The sequence below is a fragment of the Pseudomonas guineae genome (assembly GCF_900113745.1).
GTDB lineage: Bacteria > Pseudomonadota > Gammaproteobacteria > Pseudomonadales > Pseudomonadaceae > Aquipseudomonas > Aquipseudomonas guineae.
Genome location: NZ_FOQL01000001.1, coordinates 971,472 through 990,460 on the forward strand (window position 1 = coordinate 971,472; position 18,989 = coordinate 990,460).

General features: G+C 59.9%; 14 protein-coding genes. 4 read left to right on the forward strand and 10 right to left on the reverse strand.

What is annotated here, in order from left to right; all coding sequences use genetic code 11:
* Positions 1–18 precede the first annotated feature (18 nt).
* The 7 genes from BMZ32_RS04540 to BMZ32_RS04570 form a co-directional block, all read right to left on the reverse strand.
* Complete coding sequence (locus BMZ32_RS04540) at positions 19–147, reverse strand: DUF2256 domain-containing protein (protein ID WP_090240105.1); 129 nt, start codon at positions 145–147, stop codon at positions 19–21.
* On the reverse strand, positions 144–1,679 hold the full coding sequence (locus tag BMZ32_RS04545) for a cryptochrome/photolyase family protein (RefSeq protein ID WP_090240107.1): 1,536 nt from the start codon (positions 1,677–1,679) through the stop codon (positions 144–146). Before BMZ32_RS04545 ends, BMZ32_RS04540 begins: the two co-directional genes overlap by 4 nt.
* A complete protein-coding gene (locus tag BMZ32_RS04550) occupies positions 1,676–3,076 on the reverse strand; it encodes a 3'-5' exonuclease family protein (RefSeq protein ID WP_244153915.1) in 1,401 nt (466 codons plus the stop codon). Before BMZ32_RS04550 ends, BMZ32_RS04545 begins: the two co-directional genes overlap by 4 nt.
* 4 nt (positions 3,077–3,080) lie before the next feature.
* On the reverse strand, positions 3,081–3,386 hold the full coding sequence (locus BMZ32_RS04555) for a DUF6482 family protein (protein WP_090240110.1): 306 nt from the start codon (positions 3,384–3,386) through the stop codon (positions 3,081–3,083).
* 139 nt (positions 3,387–3,525) lie between these two features.
* Entirely contained in the window at positions 3,526–4,014 is a 489-nt protein-coding gene (locus tag BMZ32_RS04560; RefSeq protein ID WP_090240111.1) for a TIGR00645 family protein, read from the reverse strand.
* 202 nt (positions 4,015–4,216) lie between these two features.
* Positions 4,217–4,558 carry a PA4575 family protein gene (locus BMZ32_RS04565; protein ID WP_090240113.1) on the reverse strand — a complete coding sequence of 114 codons (342 nt, stop codon included), beginning with the start codon at positions 4,556–4,558 and terminating at the stop codon, positions 4,217–4,219.
* Positions 4,559–4,756: 198 nt separating this feature from the next.
* The gene (locus BMZ32_RS04570; protein ID WP_090240114.1) at positions 4,757–7,219 is read right to left on the reverse strand and encodes a Lon protease family protein; all 2,463 of its coding nucleotides are present in this window, start codon (positions 7,217–7,219) and stop codon (positions 4,757–4,759) included.
* 261 nt (positions 7,220–7,480) lie between these two features.
* Between BMZ32_RS04570 and BMZ32_RS04575 the strand changes: the two genes are divergently transcribed.
* Together BMZ32_RS04575 and BMZ32_RS04580 are read left to right on the forward strand one after the other, a co-directional pair.
* The gene (locus BMZ32_RS04575) at positions 7,481–7,969 is read left to right on the forward strand and encodes a DUF3015 domain-containing protein (protein ID WP_090240116.1); all 489 of its coding nucleotides are present in this window, start codon (positions 7,481–7,483) and stop codon (positions 7,967–7,969) included.
* Between the two features lie 101 nt (positions 7,970–8,070).
* The gene (locus tag BMZ32_RS04580) at positions 8,071–9,927 is read left to right on the forward strand and encodes an Lnb N-terminal periplasmic domain-containing protein (RefSeq protein WP_090241546.1); all 1,857 of its coding nucleotides are present in this window, start codon (positions 8,071–8,073) and stop codon (positions 9,925–9,927) included.
* Between the two features lie 83 nt (positions 9,928–10,010).
* On the opposite strand, the gene ettA is transcribed toward BMZ32_RS04580, so the two are convergent.
* Positions 10,011–11,678, reverse strand: a complete 1,668-nt coding sequence (gene ettA / locus BMZ32_RS04585) for an energy-dependent translational throttle protein EttA (RefSeq protein WP_090240117.1) — start codon at positions 11,676–11,678, stop codon at positions 10,011–10,013.
* A gap of 350 nt (positions 11,679–12,028) precedes the next feature.
* Here ettA and BMZ32_RS04590 point away from each other — a divergent pair, with 350 nt between their 5' ends.
* Complete coding sequence (locus BMZ32_RS04590) at positions 12,029–16,216, forward strand: bifunctional diguanylate cyclase/phosphodiesterase (protein WP_090240118.1); 4,188 nt, start codon at positions 12,029–12,031, stop codon at positions 16,214–16,216.
* 126 nt (positions 16,217–16,342) lie between these two features.
* On the forward strand, positions 16,343–17,599 hold the full coding sequence (gene glyA, locus BMZ32_RS04595; RefSeq protein ID WP_090240120.1) for a serine hydroxymethyltransferase: 1,257 nt from the start codon (positions 16,343–16,345) through the stop codon (positions 17,597–17,599).
* 85 nt (positions 17,600–17,684) lie between these two features.
* On the opposite strand, the gene BMZ32_RS04600 is transcribed toward glyA, so the two are convergent.
* Together BMZ32_RS04600 and cydB are read right to left on the reverse strand one after the other, a co-directional pair.
* The gene (locus BMZ32_RS04600) at positions 17,685–17,828 is read right to left on the reverse strand and encodes a DUF2474 domain-containing protein (protein WP_090240122.1); all 144 of its coding nucleotides are present in this window, start codon (positions 17,826–17,828) and stop codon (positions 17,685–17,687) included.
* A gap of 153 nt (positions 17,829–17,981) precedes the next feature.
* Entirely contained in the window at positions 17,982–18,989 is a 1,008-nt protein-coding gene (gene cydB / locus BMZ32_RS04605; RefSeq protein ID WP_090240124.1) for a cytochrome d ubiquinol oxidase subunit II, read from the reverse strand.

The following is an 18,989-nucleotide window of genomic DNA, read 5'->3' on the forward strand; positions in this document are numbered from 1 at the left end:
CTAACCACCAGCCCTACCCTAACGCTGGCGGCGACAGCGCTCTGAGCAGTACTTCACCTCATTCCAACAGCGCGCCCACTTCTTACGCCAGGCGAAGGGCAAGCCGCAAACCTGGCAGGCCTTGACCGGCAAATCGGCTTTCTTCACAACGCCTCACCGGCATCTAGGTGAGCCAATAGCTGCTCGCCGCGCGCCCAAAGGCCTTGTTGCTTGGCCTCGCTCATTTTGTCTAAGCCGCGGTAAACCATGCCTAAGCGATGATTTCCGCCCAGCTGCTCACGGTGACGCATGAGGAAGTGCCAATACAGCGCATTGAAGGGGCAGGCCTGCTCACCCACACTCTCGGTCACTTTGTACGCACAGTCGCCACAGTAATTGGACATCCGCTTGATGTATTGCCCGCTCGAGCAATAGGGTTTGGAGCCCAGATAACCGCCATCGGCATGCATGACCATACCAAGGGTATTGGGCAACTCGACCCAATCGAAGGCATCCATATACACCGCCAAGTACCAGTCACAGACCTGGCTGGGCTGGATTCCGGCCAGCAGGGCGAAGTTGCCGGTGACCATCAGTCGCTGGATATGGTGGGCATAGGCGTGCTCCAGAGTCTGACCGATGGCCTGGCTCATGCACTTCATTCGAGTTTTGCCGGTCCAGTAGAACTCGGGCAGCGGCCGCGTATTACCGAAGGCATTGCGCTCGGCGTATTCGGGCATGTGCATCCAGTAGATGCCGCGCACGTATTCGCGCCAGCCGATCAACTGACGGATAAAGCCTTCGGCGGCATTCAGCGGCACTCGCCCCTGCCAATAGGCGGCCTCGACATCCGCACACAGGCGGCGCACATCCAGCAGGCCAATGTTCAGCGCCGCACTGATCCGCGCATGAAACAGAAACGGCTCACCAACGGCCATGGCGTCCTGATAGTCGCCAAATGCCGGCAGGGCACAGTCGAGAAAGTGCTGCCACAAGCCTTCGGCCTCGGCGTGGGTCACCGGGTAATCAAAGGACGCCAGGCTGCCGTAGTGATGACTGAAGCGCTCCGCGACCAGCGCCAGCACCTCCTGGGTAATAGCATCCGCCGGAAAACGCGCCGTCATCGGTGCTTTGACCTGCTTGGGCAGCGCCTTGCGGTTTTCCGCATCGAAGTTCCAAGCGCCGCCCACCGGCGTACCGTCGCCATTCATCAACAACCCGGTCTTACGGCGCATCTCGCGGTAGAAGAACTCCATGCGCAGCTGCTTACGGCCCTCGGCCCATTGGGCGAACTCATCGCGACCACAGACAAAGCGGTGATCGGCATGCCAAATGATCGGCACGTCACAGTGCTGCAGCTGATCCTCCAAGCGCCATTCGCCGCACTCAGTCAGGTGCACCTCGGCAGCCTGCAACTGCGTCGCCCAACGCTGCAGCTCGCCAGGTAACGAGCCGCTATTCTGCACATCGTCCAAGGTCACGTAATGCACACACCAGCCGCGCTCGCGCAGGGCCTCGGCAAAGTGGCGCATGGCACTGAAAATCAGCGCGATTTTCTGCGGGTGGTGCGGCACATAATCGGTTTCCGCCGCCACCTCGGCGAGCAGCACGGCATCCTGCTGCGGATCCAGCGCTTGTAGGCTGGGCAAGTCGAACGACAACTGATCGCCCAGAATCAGGGCAAGACGGCGAACACTCATAAAACAACGACCTCGGTGTGCGGAAAGCGCCTTAAATGGCTGCGCAGGATGTGATAAGCGTCAAGGCTGAATGCCTGTGCCGGTTGCTGACGGGCCGCCTCAATCAGCCCTGGATCATCGACGGTAGCCACGTGCCGCCACTGATCGAGCACATGCCATTGGCACACGCGCTGCTCCAGATCGCGCTCAACCAGGGCCACCGGCCCCGACCATGGCCATGAAGCAATGCGTAATTGCTCACAGCCTGCGAGCAAGCGGGCATCGTGCACTTCGCGCGACTCACGCCCGCAGCACGCACCCCGACACGCGCCAAGCTGCGTGGCAAAACACGCACCCTTACCGCGCTCCAAGCCCAGCACGCGTAAGCACAATTGGCTGCGCCCGGCCTCACTGCGCAGCCAAGCATGGGCCTGACGCTGAGAGCGAAACAGCCCGACACTGCTGATTTCTGCAGCGCCCTGCCCCACGGCTTGCAGCTCAGGCTGCAGGCCATCTGCGCCGGCGATAAGCGCCCAGGTCAATAGATCGCGCTGACGGCGAAGCTGGCGGTTATACAGCGGCAGCAGCCGTTTCACTTCGGCTGACTCCAGCAGCAGCGCCCCCAGCTCTCCAGCCGTGGGCTGCACGCGAATGTCACGCACTTGTTGCGCCATTTGCAGGCTGCGACGGCTGTGATGATCATTCTGGAAGTGCGACTGCACCCGCTGGCGCAAATTGCGGCTCTTGCCGATATACAGCAGGGCCTGATTCTCGCCGTAGAAGTAGTAAACACCGGGGCGGGCAGGCAGGGCCTGTAGCCGCTCAGCCGTCATAAAGCGCGGCACGGCGGCTTTACGCAGTTGTCGTCCGACCTGCCGGCTCAATACATCTTCTGGCACCTGTGCCACCAGCTTTAACAGCAGCTGCCAAACAGCCTCGGCGTCTGGTAGTGCGCGGTGTTGAAAAAAACGGTTGATCGCCTGACCGGCGCAGAGCGCATCAAGGCTATGACAGGGCAAGTCAGGCCAAGCGGCACGGGCTAACTGCAAGGTGCACAACTGACGATAGCGTACACGCTGCCCAGCCAAGGCAAAGCCGCGACGTAAAAATGCATGGGCGACGCGCAGGTTATGCCCCACCACAACCCGCCCCTCCAAGCATCGCGCAAGCTCAGCGGCAATTTCGGTAAACCGCGGCTGGTCGAGCAACTCTGCCGGCAGCACGCCTGATGTGCGCGAGACTCTGGCTGGCAAACCGCCTACAGGATTGATTAACCAGCTATGCCGCGCCGTGACTGAGCCACCATCAACGTGCAACACCGCCACTTCCCAGATGCAATCCTTGTCGGGGTGCATACCGGTGATCTGCACATCGACGATGGCAAGCGCACGGGTAAACAGTGAGGCCGCTGCTGTCACATCACTACCAGGAGGAGTTAAAAGAAATCGGCACACGCAGAACATCTTGAGTGCCGTCCTGCATGCCACACATCTCGTCATGTACCACTGCATGCACCAAATGGAACGGTATCGGCGGCATGTCGGTAAGCAGATCGCGGGCATGCTCAACCGAGCGCAAGTGCAGGGTTTTACCATTGTCATCACGAAGTGGGTGGGCACGGCCGTCCATATGCGCCTCCAGCAGGTAGATACCACCCTCTATAGAAATAAGGTTGAGCGCGTCGATGTGCCCGGCATGGGCGTGCTGCGATAGGTTTTGCAGATTCATAGCGATTACCTCAGGCGGGCGAAGTTATACAAAAAATCGTACAAATACAATTCTTGTACAACAAAGCAAAAACACAAGGCAAAACGCAAACCGCCCGTCCGTTTTACACGGCCGGGCGGTAGGTAACGCGAAGAGAGAATCAGTGCTTGGTCAGCTTATCCAGATAACCCATGGCGAAGGCCGACAGCACAAACGCCATATGAATGATCACGTACCACATCAAATATTCCGTTTCGATGTTCTGCGCATTCATAAACACTTTAAGCAAATGGATGGAGGAGATCGCCACGATGGAGGCGGCCACTTTCATCTTCAGCGAGCTGGAGTCCATCTTGCCCAGCCAGCTAAGTTTTTCGGTGCCCTCGGCGATATCCAGCTGGGAAACAAAGTTCTCGTAACCGGAAATCATCACCATCACTAACAGACCGCCGACCAGAGCCATGTCAATCAACGACAGGATCACCAAAATCAGATCGGCCTCAGCCATGGAGAACACACTGGGAAGTAAGTGGAAGACTTCCTGAAAAAACTTCAGTGCCAAGGCCAGCAGGCCAAGCGAAAGGCCGAAATAAATAGGCGCCAGCAGCCAGCGGGAAGCGTACATGGCGTTTTCGATAAAGCGTTCCATAGGGGCTCACTCAGGGTTTAAAACTGGCGGCGAGTATACCCAGCGCCCTCGCCCAGACAACCCTGGAGTGTGGCAATAGATGACAAGCCCAGTTATCCCCGGCAACTGTGGATAACCTTGTGCGCAGGCTTAGGATCAATGGCTGAAAGCCAGCCATCTGTAGGGGTTGCGACGACGGGTTAAATACTCACCACGTGCTCATTCAGCTTTCTGGCAAAAACTGACTATCACCTAGGTGGTGGCCACGCGCGGCGTTCAGGCGGCGCAGTTCGGCCTGAATGTGCAGCCGCCAGATCGGCACGTCCGTGCAGGGCTCGTAGCCCATACCTAGTAGGTTTTCGGCGATATCAGTGAGGATACCTTCTGCGACAAAAGGCCCGTGGAATGGGCCTTGCGCCTTGACTGCTGAGGGTTGTGCGCCCGACATACCGGCGGCGCAGATCAGCGTCCAGAGACCATTGTCGCCGGCCAGCGGCAACACCACGCATTCAATGCGCGTATCCAAGCCCAGGCAGTGACGGGTGAGATTGAGGCTGCGCGACATAGCGACGACCCTCTCAGGAGCAGGTCTTCAGCCTACACCCGCGCAAGCGCCAGAGGGAAGCCAACAGTTACCCCCACATACTGTGGATAACTGTGTGGACTAAATGAGCAAAAGCCCTCCATAGCGAGGCGCATCGGAGGGCGGCAGCATTCGCTCAGTAACTGACCAGCCAGCAGGGGAATGCTCGCCGCGCGGTGGTCACTCAACGGCCGGTTTTTTCGCCCGAGGCTTCTTCTCTTTGACTACAGCTGCAGGCTCTTCCTTTTTTGGCTCTTCTTTATCGTCGTCGTCCATGCCCATGGCGGCGATATCACGCAGACGCTCAACTACTCGCGCATTGACGCTGCCCGCGGGGAACTGGCCTTCTGCATTCGACGTGCCGGCATCCGCACCCACCAACAGGCTCAGCGCCTCGTCGACCTGACGCACCGCATAGATATGGAACTGCCCAGCGCGTACCGCCTGCAGCACCCGCTCATCAAGCATCAGGGTGGTGACGTTGGAGTGCGGAATAATTGCGCCCTGCTCGCCGGTCAGGCCACGGGCCTCGCAAAGACGGAAGAAACCTTCAATCTTCTCGTTAAGCCCACCCACCGCCTGCACCTCGCCAAACTGGTTGATCGAACCAGTGATGGCAAAACATTGCTTGAGCGGCGTACGCGACAAGGCTGAGATCAGCGTGCACACCTCACCCAGCGAGGCACTGTCGCCGTCGACGTAACCGTAGGACTGCTCCAACGCGATGCTCGCGGAGATTTCCAATGGAAACTCCTGGGCATAACGGCTGCCCAGGTAACCGGTAAGGATCATCACACCCTTGGAGTGGATCGGCTGACCGAGGTTAACCTCACGCTCGATGTCGACGATGCCGCTGCCGCCCGGATACACCGTGGCGGAAATTCGCGCCGGTACGCCAAAGGCCGAGTCGCCGACTTCCAGCACGGTCAGGCCGTTGCACTTGCCCACAGCAGCACCGGCGGTGTCGATCAGGATGATCCCGGCGAGCATGTCATCGATGATCCGCGCCGAGACACGCCCGGTGCGCGTGGCCTTGGCTTTCAGCGCACGCTCGATATGCCCAGCGTCGGTGACCTCATCACCGGCCAGGCTGCGGATAAAGTCTGCCTCACTGACCAGCTGGAACAGATCACCAATGCGCGCCGACAAGCGTCCTTGGTGCTCAGCCAACCGCGCACTGTAGGTGGCCACCCGCGCCACAGCGGCGGCGGTCATTGGCGCCATACCCTCCTCCGAGGTGCGGGTTTTCATCAGCTGGGCAAATTGCTCCAGGCTATCGTCGGCCAGCGGGATGTCTTCATCGAAATCAGCCAGAACGCGAAACATCTCCTGGAAGTCTGGGTCGAGGTCCTGCAGGGTGTAATACAGCTGACGTGAGCCGATGATCACCACCTTGAGGTGCAGCGGAATCACCTCTGGGGTCAGGGTCACAGTGGCAATGCGGCCGAGATCGCCCAACGGCGACTCCATCTTTAACTGGCGCGACTGCAAGGCGCGCTTGAGCGCATCCCAGACAAACGGCTCGCCGAGCATTTTCTCAGCTTCAAGAATCAGGAAACCACCGTTGGCGCGGTGCAGCGCGCCGGGCCGCAGCTGGCGGTAGCTGGTGTAAAGCGCACCCTGGTCGGTGTTGTACTCGATGCGGCCAAACAGGTTGTCATAGGTAGGATGGGGCTCGAACACCACGGGTGCACCGCCTTGGGCGTGATGCCCCACCACCAGGCTTGGGCAGTACTGCTCTTCGAGCAGCTTGCGCGTTTGCGCGTCGATCTTGTCCACCTCGACCAACTGCTCGACCACGGTTTTCAGCAGGTTGACCTGCACCGCCTGCAAGTAAGCGCTGACCCCGGCGTTTTCCGCGTACTTGTGCGATAGCGGAGTCAGCAACGGCTGCAAGGCCACGGTGATGGTTTCTTCATTGAGCTGGCGCAGCAGGTTGCTCGACTCGCGCTTCCACTGCGGCAAGCTGGCCAGCTCCTCATTGAGGCGCTCTTCCAGGGTGGCTATATCGGCATGGAAACGCTCACGGTCGGCTTCCGGCAATTGGGCAAACTCAGCCTCATCCAGCGCCTTGCCTTCCAGCATTGGGGTGAAGGCGATATTGCTGCTGTCGCGGTACAGGGCAATGCTCTTTTCCAACGACAACCGCTCGATGATGTCCAGCGCCTGGTCGTAGCGTTTGTTGAACGCACGGTCGATGGCGTTCTTCTTCTGCTGGAACGAGGGATGCTCGAACACCGCTGGGAAGGTCGCCAGCAGGTTGTCGATCAAGCCATTGATATCGGCCAGAAACTCCGCCGCATTGCCGGACGGTAGCTCCAGCGCACGCGGCTCACGCGGCTCATCAAAATGGTTGACGTAAAACCGGTCAGCCGGAGTTTCCAGGCGCTTAGCTTCAGCCTTGAGGTAGCGCTTAACGAAGGAAAAACGTCCAGTACCGGGCTCCCCCATGACAAATACGTTATAGCCAGGACGCGGCATTGCTACGCCGAACTGCAACGCCTCGACGGCGCGTTCTTGCCCCAATACGCCGCGAAAGGGCTCGAGGTCTTCGGTATTGGTGAAGTTGAACTGTTCAGGTGAAAAAGGACGCGTAAGTGCTTCGGGAGCCAAGCGCAAATGAGCTGCGACAGAGTCTGGCATTGGAAATCCTTAACAGGCGGCAACGGCCGCGGAACGATGGGCCATTCTCGCGCCGTGCAACGCGCACTGGCAAGGCATCAGCGCGGTTTCTACTGGACAGACAAGCGGGGATTACCATGAGGCATGCCTAATAGGTGGCACGCCATCACAACCAGGGGTTCTTTTAGACAGCGCACTTGACAGCAGACCAGCATTGCAAAATGCTCAAGCCGTGGCCAGTCTGTAGTCGGTCGACACCCCTCACTTGAAGAGAACATAATTATGAAACGGATTCTGATCGGCTCACTACTCGCCATGACCTCCCTAACCGCACTCGCTGAAGCACCAGGCGGGCCGAGTTGCGGTTGGGGCAACATGTTATTTGAGGGCCAGCGCGGCTTGCCTTCGCACTTTATTGCATCGACCACCAACGGCACCTCAGGCAACGCCACCTTCGGCATGACCTCGGGTACTAACGGTTGCTCGACCGATGGTGCACTGACCTACGGTGGCCGCTCACTGTTGGCCATCAACGGCATGCTCGACGAACTGTCCGAAGACATGGCCAAAGGCCAAGGCGAAGCCTTGACCACCTATGCCGTGCTGCTGGGCGTTGCCGAGCAAGACCGCGCTCATTTCGCGGCCGTTACCCACCGCCACTTCAGTGAAATCTTCAGCTCGGCCGACATCACCGGTGAGCAGATGCATGCCGCTACCTTGAGCGTCATCAAGCGTGACAGCCGCCTGGCTAAGTACGCTCAGCCTGCATAACCCGCACGCTCCTGCCGGCTGCATGCAGCCGGCAACACTCTTTACATCGCCTTGCGTCACCTTGAGCGCTTTGGGCGCCTCCTCGCCATTAGTAGATGACTATGCCCAAGCACCTGTTATTGAGCTTGTTACTCGCCGCCTGCTCGCCTCTACTCGCCGCTCCTGCGGTATCACCGCAAGCACTTGAAACGCTCGCCAACGACCCTTACTGGATTGCCCTCGGCCATTACGAAACCGGCAAGCTCGGCGGCTGGCGCAGCTATGTTGATGACAGCGGTTTTTTCCTGGCGCAGAACGGTGACAGTGATCCTGCCGCCGAGCTCAATGCCACCTTACAAGCGCTCTACCAGCCTGCCGAAGCAGGCGATAGTCATCCCCAGTGCGTTTACCCCGCGCGCACCCGCTGGTTACGCGAACGCCTGCAACTGGGCGATCTACCTCAGCCCACCTGCAGCGAATACCGACGCTGGTTCGATGACATTAACCCGCACCGAGCCGTGCTTATTTTCCCCGCAGCCTACCTCAATAGCCCGTCGTCCATGTTCGGCCATACCTTGCTACGCATTGACCAGGCCGACGTCGATGCCAGTGGCACCGCGCTGCTCAGCTATGCACTGAACTTTGGCGCCTACATAGAAGGCATGGATAACAGCATGCTGTATGCCTGGAAAGGCCTGATGGGCGGCTACCCAGGGCTGTTCTCGCTGGTGTCATACCGGGCTAAGTTGGCCGAGTACAGCCGCCTGGAAAACCGCGACTTGTGGGAGTACCAGCTCAACCTGACAGCGGCTGAGACCGGACGCATGGTCGAGCATGTGTGGGAGCTCAAACAGGTACGCTTCGATTATTTCTTCTTCGACGAGAACTGCTCATTCCGCCTGCTTGAGCTGCTGGAAATCGCCCGCCCCGGCGTAGCGTTAACCGCACAGTTCCCGCTGACCGCCATCCCCACCGACACCGTGCGCGCAGTCAAACAGGCCGGCCTGGTCGAGCGCATCGACTACCGCCCCTCGCGGGAAAAAGAATTGCTCGCTCGTGCCAGCCAACTGCAAGACCCCGAGCAAGATTGGGCTCTCGCCCTGGCTGACGACAGCCACCTAGTGAATGACCCGGCCTTCCTCGGTTTACCGCCAGCGCGCCGCGCGCTGATCCAGGACGCGGCCTACCGTTTGGTGCGCTACCACGCCACCGGCGCTGAGCGTGACAGCGCCCAGGCCAAGCGCAGCTTTGAACTGTTGCAGGCGATCAACCGTAACCCGCCTGGTGAACTGTCAGTGGCGCGCCCGGAACTCCCGGAAAACGGCCATCAGTCGCGCACCTGGCAACTCGGCGCCGGCAGCCGTGGCGAGCGCAGCTTTGCCGAATACGGCCTGCGCATGGCCTACCACGACCTGAATGACAACTTGGCGGGTTTTCCGCTGGGCGCGCAAATCGAAATCCTGCAACTCAAGCTGCGTCAGTATGAAAGTAACCACTGGCAGCTAGAGCGCCTTGATCTGGCCACTATTCGCTCACTGACTCCACGCAACCGTCTGCTGCAACCGCTTTCATGGCAAGTTGCCGCTGGCCTGGAGCGGGTACCGGGAAAAAATGAGCGCCGCGAACTGGTCAGCCACATTAACGGCGGCGCAGGTGGTACCTGGCAATTGGGCAGCGAGACCTTAGCCTACGCCATGGCCACCGCGCGCCTTGAGCACAACAGTGACTTCGCCGCATTTATCGCACCGGCCGCAGGCTTTAATACGGGACTGATCTGGAGCAACCAATTGGGCAACTTGAGCCTGGAAGCCAAGGGCGACTATTTCCAGCAAGGTGAAGTACGCCGCAGCTTGGCGCTCAACCAGCAGTGGGAGCTGGCCGACAACCTTGGCTTACGCTTGAGTGCCAGCCGCCAATTCAGCCATCTGCAGGCACCCGAAAACGAATTAATGCTGACCCTGCGCTGGTATCACTACTAATCCCCTGCAGCCAAAGCGCAGGCAGCGGATAGCGCAACGCAAAACGGAGCCTTGCGGCTCCGTTTTGTTGTACAGCGTGGCTTTTACTGCGCCAGCTTCTTGTAACGCACGCGGTGCGGCTGCGCGGCCGCATCACCCAGGCGCTTTTTACGGTCGGCTTCGTACTCGGTGTAGTTACCTTCGAAGAACTCGATGTGCGAGTCGTCTTCGTACGCCAAGATGTGGGTCGCCACGCGATCGAGGAACCAGCGATCGTGAGAGATCACAATCGCCGCGCCGGGGAAGTCGAGCAGCGCTTCTTCCAGCGAACGCAGGGTTTCCACGTCGAGGTCGTTGGACGGTTCATCCAGCAGCAGCACGTTAGCGCCCTCTTTCAGGGTCAACGCCAGGTGCAAACGACCGCGCTCACCACCGGAGAGGTCCTTGACGAACTTCTGCTGATCGCCACCCTTGAAGTTGAAGCGCCCCACATAGGTACGCGACGGCACTTCATAGTTGCCGATCTTGATCATGTCGGAGCCGCCAGACACGGCTTCCCACACGCTCTTGCTGCCGTCGAGGTCGTCGCGACTCTGATCGACACAAGCCAGCTGCACGGTGTCACCGATTTCGATGCTGCCTGAATCCGGCTGCTCCTTGCCCATCAGCATGCGGAACAGGGTCGACTTACCGGCACCGTTACCACCGATCACACCGACGATGGCGCCTTTTGGCATGCTGAACGACAGGTTGTCGATCAGCGCGCGGTCGCCATAGCCTTTGCTGACGCCCACAAAATCGATGACCTTGTCGCCCAGACGCGGGCCAACCGGGATGTAGATCTCGTTGGTTTCGCTGCGCTTCTGGAATTCCTGCGACTGCATTTCTTCGAAGCGCTGTAAGCGTGCCTTGGATTTCGACTGGCGGGCTTTAGCGCCTTTGCGCACCCACTCCAGCTCTTCCTTCATGGCTTTTTCGTGAGCCGACTGCTGCTTGGACTCCTGGGCCAGACGGTTCGACTTGGCTTCCAACCAACCGGAATAGTTGCCCTCGTACGGAATACCGGCGCCGCGGTCGAGTTCGAGAATCCAGCCGGCCACGTTATCCAAGAAGTAACGGTCGTGGGTAATCGCGACCACGGTGCCGGGGAAATCGTGGAGGAAGTGCTCCAGCCACGCAACGGAGTCCGCGTCCAAGTGGTTGGTCGGCTCATCTAGCAGCAGCATGTCCGGGGCCGACAGCAGCAGGCGGCACAGGGCCACACGGCGTTTCTCACCACCGGAGAGCACGCCAATTTTGGCGTCCCAGGCTGGCAGGCGCAGGGCGTCCGCAGCGACTTCCAGCTGCCGCTCCAGGTTGTGGCCGTCGCTGGTTTGCAGAATGGCTTCTAGCTTGGCCTGCTCGGCGGCCAGCTTGTCGAAGTCGGCATCCGGCTCGGCGTAAGCGGCATACACCTGATCCAGACGCGCCTGGGCGTCCTTGATCTGGCTCACGGCCTCTTCAACGACTTCACGTACGGTTTTGCTCGGGTCGAGCTGCGGTTCCTGCGGCAGGTAGCCAATGTTCAGCTCCGGCATCGGCCGCGCTTCGCCATTGAACTCGGTATCGACACCCGCCATGATTTTCAGCAGGGTGGATTTACCTGAGCCGTTGAGGCCGAGCACACCGATCTTCGCGCCTGGGAAGAACGACAGGGAGATGTTCTTGAGGATTTCCCGCTTCGGCGGCACTACTTTGCCGAGCCGATGCATGGTGTAAACGTATTGAGCCATGATGACCTTGATTCTGGAATGAAACGAAAGAGAGTCGCCAACTAATGCGTGCAGCGTGAAACTGCACGGCGGGGACGCAGCCGCCAGGCGACGCCAACGCACTGAACGTAAATAGTCGCGCGCGCGTAGGGCAAAGCTACCGGAATGCGCGATGCAGGGCAAACCACGCTCGTCGGCGGCGCTGGCACTTCGCCACAATTATGGCATGCTAGCCGCCCCCTGTTTGCCAGCCATATCGCGCGCCCGCCGGGGACCCGCCTATTGCCGCCCAGCCCCTAGGATGCATCTCGTTGCCAACAGTTACGCCGCCAACCTCAGCGCATTCCCCCGGCGCAGCACCGGCTAAGGTGATGCGCGGGCCGACGCGTGGCGCACTGGTGGTGCTGGTTCTGAGCATGCTGGTGTTGCTGATCTGGCAGCTACGCCAAGAATCCCAGCAGCTGCTGGAAAACCAGCGCCAACTGACCCTGGCCTACAGCTCGCAGCTGGCCAACCACCTCGGCCTGAGCATGGACCTCAAGGCGAGCGCTGGCCACGCCCTGCTGCAAGGCCATAAGCAGGCGCCGGGCGATGCCGACGAGCGAGAAGAGCTTCTACAATCTTTACGCAATGTATTCCCGACACTGCTCAGCCTGGCCTGGTTGAACGAGCAAGGCGACATCCTCGCTGACAGCCGTGCCACCGGCGCGGATGGGCTGTATATCGACGAGCTGTTCCAACGCGGGCGCAGCGAGCGCTTCTTCTATAGCTTTAGTGCTAACGACAACGGCCGTATTTACCTGCTGTTGCGGCAGAACCCGGTCGGCGCAGCCAGTAGCTTCTGGGTGCTACGCATGACCAATCAGGCACTGAGCAGCTGGCTGCAGGAGCGCCATCTAAGCCCGCACCAGTGGCTGCTGGAAGACCGCAACGTGAAGCGGGTGATTGCCAGCAACGAGGTCCGGCGTGTTAACGGCTTTATGATTGCGCCGCCGGTGACTGCAGAAAATCTCGACCAAAGCCTGCTGGAAGTCCCGCTCAAGGGCAGTGACTGGCAACTGCGTGCGCTGTTCAATGAACGTAAGGTGCGCGCCCAGCAACTGCCACAGCAGGCCAGCAAGCTGCTGTTGTTTATCCTCTGTGCCACCTTGACGCTGCTGGCGCTGTCTCGCTTGCTGCATGAGCAAGGCACACTGCGCGCCCTCAACAAGGCCTCACGACGTTCATTGCAGCAAGCGGCCAGCGTGCTGAGCGCCATCGAAGAGCGCGTGCTGGTCACCGACCGCTACGGCCAGCTGCAATACCTTAACCCGCAGGCCGAAGCCATGTTTGGCCTGAGCAACGACGAGGTGCGCGACTGGCACTTGCTGCAGCTGCTGCCACGCCTTGACCCCCTGCTGCTGCATGAGACCGCGCTGCACAATGATCTTGGCCCTGACTTGGTGGAAATCCAGCACAACGGCCTTGTCCACCTCTACGACATCAGCCGCAGCGACCTCAGTGAGGACAATCGACGCACCGGATTTGTCTGGGTGCTGCGCGATGTCACCGAAGAGCAGCAGGCCTCACAGGTGCTGAAGGAAACCCGGCGGCGCTACCAAGACATCTTTGACGGTACCGGTACGGCCTTGTGCGTGCTCGACCTGAGCGAACTGCATGAGTACCTGAAGGCGCAGCAGCTGCACGACATCCCCCGCCTGCAGCGCTGGCTGGAAAGCGACCCCCAGCACCACGCCGAACTCTCTCAGCGCATGCGCCTAACCGAAACCAACCAAGTGGCCTTGCAACTGCTAGGCGTCAACTCCAGCGAGCAGGCCTGGGGGCACTTATTCGACAGCGGGCCACTGCTTCCAAACGGCTTCCGCCTGCAACTGCTCAAGACCCTGCTCAGCGGCAGCGGGCAACTGGAGATGGAGCGGCAGATCATCACCCCACAAGGTCATGAGCGCCACCTGTGGCTATTACTGCGCTTGCCGTCCAGCAGCGATGACCTGCGGGCCGTAACCCTAAGCATCAGCGACATCACCAACCGTAAGCGCATCGAAACCTCACTGCTCGAACGCGAGCGTTTCTGGTCCGATGTGGTCAGCGCGGTACCCGACACCATTTATGTGCATGACATCACCGCCAGGCGGGTGATGTACAGCAACAACCACCTGGGCCCGCAGCTGGGTTACAGCAAAGCGGAAATGCATCAGCTCGGCGAACACCTATGGGAAAAGCTGCTGCACCCGGATGATGTCGAGCTGTACCAACGCATGCGCAATATTCAGCAGGTCTTGGGCAAGGGCCGGCTGATGCAGTTCGAGCTACGCTGGCGCCACCGCGATGGCAGCTGGCACTGGTTTGATATTCGCGAACAAGCCCTGGCGCACGATGACAACGGACGCGTCAGCCGGTTGATCGGCGTAGCCAAGGACATCACCGAGCAAATCACCCGCAGCGAATCCCTGAGCACCAGCGAGCAGCGCTACCGCCTGCTAGCAGAAAGCATCAGCGACGTGATTTTTTCCACCAACAGCCACCTGAAACTCAACTACGTGAGCCCCTCCGTGATGCCGGTGCTCGGCTATGACAGCGAGTGGGCGCTAGCCAACGGCTTCCAAAGCCTGGCCACCAATCCGCGGCAATTGAGCGGCTTCTATGCGCTGCTTGAGCGCGTGCGCAACGCCCTCGGCGCCCCGCAACGAATGGCCGAACTGCGCAGCCGTTTTGTCCCGCAACTGTTCGTCTTTGACGCCTTGCGCGCCGACGGCCGGAAAATCCCTGTGGAGCTGCGCCTGGTGCCCATGTGGGATGACAGTGGCCGCTTCGAAGGTTTGCTTGGCGTCGGTCGCGACATCAGCCTGCAGCGCCGCGCCGAGAAAGACCTGCGCATGGCCGCCACGGTATTTGAACACTCCACGGCGGCGATTCTGGTCACCGATCCGGCGGGCTATATCGTCCAGGTCAACCATGCCTTCAGCCGGGTCAGCGGCTACAGTTCCAAGCAGATCCTCGACCAGCTACCGAGCATGCTCACCGCCGACACCCAACAAGCCAGCCACTTAGGCTTTGTGATCAAGCAGCTCAACCAACAGGGCAGCTGGGAAGGTGAGGTGTGGCTCAAGCGTAAAAACGGCGAGAAGTTCCCCGCGTGGGTCGGCATCACCGCGGTTAAAGACGATGAAGGCGACCTGGTCAGCTACGTGTGCTTCTTCAGCGACATCAGCGAGCGCAAAGCCAGCGAACAGCGCATCCATCGCTTGGCCTACTACGACGCGCTGACTCAGCTGCCCAACCGCACCTTGTTCCAAGACCGTCTGCACAGCGCTCTACAACATGGCGAACGGCACCAGGAGTGGGTGGTGCTGATGTTCCTCGACCTCGACCGCTTCAAACCGATCAACGACTCCCTCGGCCACGCCGCCGGCGACCGCATGCTCAAGGAAGTGGCGATGCGCCTGTGCGCCTGCGTAGACAGCGACGACACCGTGGCGCGCATGGGCGGCGATGAGTTCACCCTATTGCTGCAATCCGAGCCCCTTCGCGAAGGCGCGCTGACTCGGGCGATTCATGTCGGCGAGCAGATTCTCGCCAGCCTGGCGCAGCCGTTTATCCTCGAAGGCCGCGAATTCTTCGTCACCGCCAGTATCGGCATCGCCTTGAGCCCACAGGATGGCAACGAGCTGAGCCAACTGATGAAGAACGCTGACACGGCGATGTACCACGCCAAGGAGCGCGGCAAAAACAACTTCCAGTTCTACCAGGCCGACATGAACGCCAGTGCCTTGCAGCGCCTGGAGCTGGAAAGCGATCTGCGCCACGCTCTCGAACAAAACGAGTTCAAGCTGTATTACCAGCCGCAATTCTCCGGTGATGGCAAACGCCTGACCGGGGCCGAAGCGCTGTTGCGCTGGCAGCACCCGCAGCGCGGTCTGGTCCCGCCCGACGCCTTTATTCCGGTGCTCGAAGAGCTGGGTTTAGTGGTCCAGGTCGGTGATTGGGTGCTGCGTGAGTCTTGCCGGCAGCTGGCTGAATGGCGTCAGGCAAACATTCGCGTACCGAAGATCTCGGTCAACCTCTCGGCTCGTCAGTTTGCCGAAGGTGACCTGCACCAGCGCATTGCCCTGATCCTCGAGCAGAGCGGCATCCCCGCCAACAGCCTGGAACTGGAGCTGACTGAAAGCATCCTGATGGAAGACGTGGCCAATGCCATGCAAACCCTCAGCAGCCTCAAGCAGCTTGGTGTGTTTATCGCCATCGATGATTTCGGTACTGGCTACAGCTCGCTGAACTACCTCAAACAGTTCCCCCTCGACGTGCTGAAGATCGACCGCAGCTTTGTCGATGGCTTGCCTCATGGCGAGCAAGACGGGCAGATTGCCCGCGCCATCATTGCCATGGCCCACAGCCTGAACCTCACAGTGATCGCTGAAGGTGTAGAAACCCTGGCTCAGCTGGACTTCTTGCGCAGCCATGACTGCGACGAAGTACAGGGCTTCCTGCTCGGGCGGCCGATGCCGGCGCACCAGTTCACCGCACTCTTTACTGGTACCGCGCTGTTTATGCTGGGCTGACAGCGCGGCTGCATGAACCCCACTTGTCCGCCAGATGACCACGTTTCATATGCCTGTTCGCGCCGAATGGGGTAGAATTCGCCCCCTCTTTAAGACCGCCCAACTGATTTTTCTCAGGGGAATGCCATGTTCAGCCGTGATTTGACTCTTGCCCGTTATGACGCCGAATTGTTTGCCGCGATGGAGCAAGAAGCCCAGCGCCAGGAACATCACATCGAGCTGATCGCCTCGGAAAACTACACCAGCCCAGCGGTGATGGAAGCTCAAGGCTCGGTACTGACCAACAAGTACGCCGAAGGCTATCCGGGCAAGCGTTACTACGGCGGTTGCGAATACGTCGACATCATCGAGCAGCTGGCCATCGACCGCGCCAAAGAGCTGTTTGGTGCCGACTACGCCAACGTCCAGCCGCACTCTGGCAGCCAAGCTAACAGCGCGGTCTACTTGGCCCTGCTTAACGCTGGCGATACCGTACTCGGCATGAGCCTGGCCCACGGCGGCCACCTGACCCACGGCGCCAGCGTCAGCTTCTCCGGCAAGGTGTACAACGCCGTGCAGTACGGTATCGATACCGTCACCGGCCTGATCGACTACGACGAAGTCGAGCGCCTGGCCGTTGAGCACCAGCCGAAGATGATCATCGCCGGCTTCAGCGCCTACTCGCAGATTCTCGACTTCCCGCGCTTCCGCGCCATCGCTGACAAAGTCGGTGCCTACCTGTTCGTCGACATGGCTCACGTAGCCGGCCTGGTTGCCGCAGGCGTGTACCCGAACCCGGTGCCGTTTGCTGACGTGGTCACCACCACCACCCATAAAACTCTGCGCGGCCCGCGCGGCGGTCTGATTCTGGCCCGCGCCAACGAAGCGCTGGAGAAGAAATTCAACTCCGCCGTCTTCCCTGGTGGCCAGGGCGGGCCATTGGAGCACGTGATCGCCGGTAAAGCCGTGTGCTTCAAGGAAGCCCTGCAGCCTGAGTTCAAGACTTACCAGCAGCAAGTGATCAAAAACGCCCAGGCCATGGCCAGCGTGTTTATTGAGAAGGGCTACGACGTAATCTCCGGCGGCACTGAGAACCACCTGTTCCTGCTCTCGCTGATCAAGCAAGACATCACCGGTAAAGACGCCGACGCCGCCCTGGGCCGCGCTTTTATCACCGTGAACAAGAACAGCGTACCGAACGACCCACGTTCGCCGTTCGTCACCTCCGGCCTGCGTATCGGCACCCCAGCGGTGACCACGCGCGGCTTCAAGGAAGACCAGTGCCGCGCACTGGCCGGCTGGATCTGCGAGATCCTCGCCAACCTGGGCGATGAAGCCGTTGAAGCGCGCATCCGCGAGCAAGTCAAAGCGGTCTGCGCCACGTTCCCGGTTTACGGCAACTAAGGCTTAACGCCTGCAACTGAAAAGCCCGCCAATCGGCGGGCTTTTTTGTACCAGAAAGACCAGCTCCTTCAGTACCTGTACCAACTTACGGCGTACCCATCCCAGCCGCATGCATAAACAAGCGCAGTACATAAGACACGGCGCCCAAGGCCAGCACGCTGCCAACCCAGATCACCACCAGCCAGCCGAGGCGCTGCCACAGCGGCTTCTTCCCATCTATGTCGTTCATCTTGCGTCGCCTCATAACTGACTCGAGGTCTCGCGAGCTAGAGTCCTGCAAGGCAAAAACAGGCGAGGAAGCGGAGTGTACTTTTGTACATGAGCATTCCGAGCCTGTTTTTAACGCCGCAGGGCCGACGCGCAGCAGACCGATGACAGGACCTCAGTGATAGCCATCTTCTTCCGTGACCTTGCCGCGGAACACGTAATAGCTCCAAGCGGTGTACATCAGGATAAACGGGATGATGAACAGCGCCCCGACCAAGATAAAGCCCTGGCTCTGCGGCGGCGCGGCCGCCTCCCAGATGCTCACCGACGGCGGGATTATGTTCGGCCACAGGCTGATGCCCAAACCGCTGTAACCAAGAAAAATCAGAGTTAAGGTCAGCAGAAAAGGCGCGTAGTTAGCGTTACGCGCGACCGCGCGTAACAACGCCCACGTGCAGAGCATGACCAGCAGCGGCACCGGCATAAACCAGAAAATATTCGGCAGGCTGAACCAGCGTTCGGCGATGTCGGCATGCGCCAGTGGTGTCCACAGGCTGACGATGCCGGTCACGCCCAGCAACACAAACACCAACGGCCGCGCCATGTTGTGCATCTGCTCCTGCAAGCGGCCCTCAGTCTTCATGATCAGCCAGGTGCAGCCAAGTAAGGCATAGGCCGCAATCAGCGCCAGGCCGCAGAACAGCGAGAACGGCGTGAGCCAATCCAGCGCGCCACCGGCATAGGCCCGATCAACCACTTCGAAACCATCGATATACGCCCCAAGCGCGACCCCCTGAAAGAAGGTCGCAGTCAGCGAGCCGCCGATAAACGCCTTGTCCCAAAGATGCCGCTTGGCCGCCTTGGCCTTGAAGCGAAACTCGAACGCCACACCACGGAAGATAAGCCCCAGTAGCATAAAGATCAGCGGCAGATAGAGCGCGCTGAGCACCACCGCATAGGCCAACGGAAACGCGCCGAACAGCGCGGCACCGCCGAGCACTAGCCAGGTTTCGTTACCGTCCCAGACTGGCGCCACCGTGTTCATCATCACATCGCGCTCGCCTTCACTTTTAATGAAAGGGAAAAGGATACCGATGCCGAGGTCGAAGCCATCCATGACCACATACATCATCACCCCGAAGGCAATAATCACAGCCCATATCAGCGAGAGATCAATACCCAT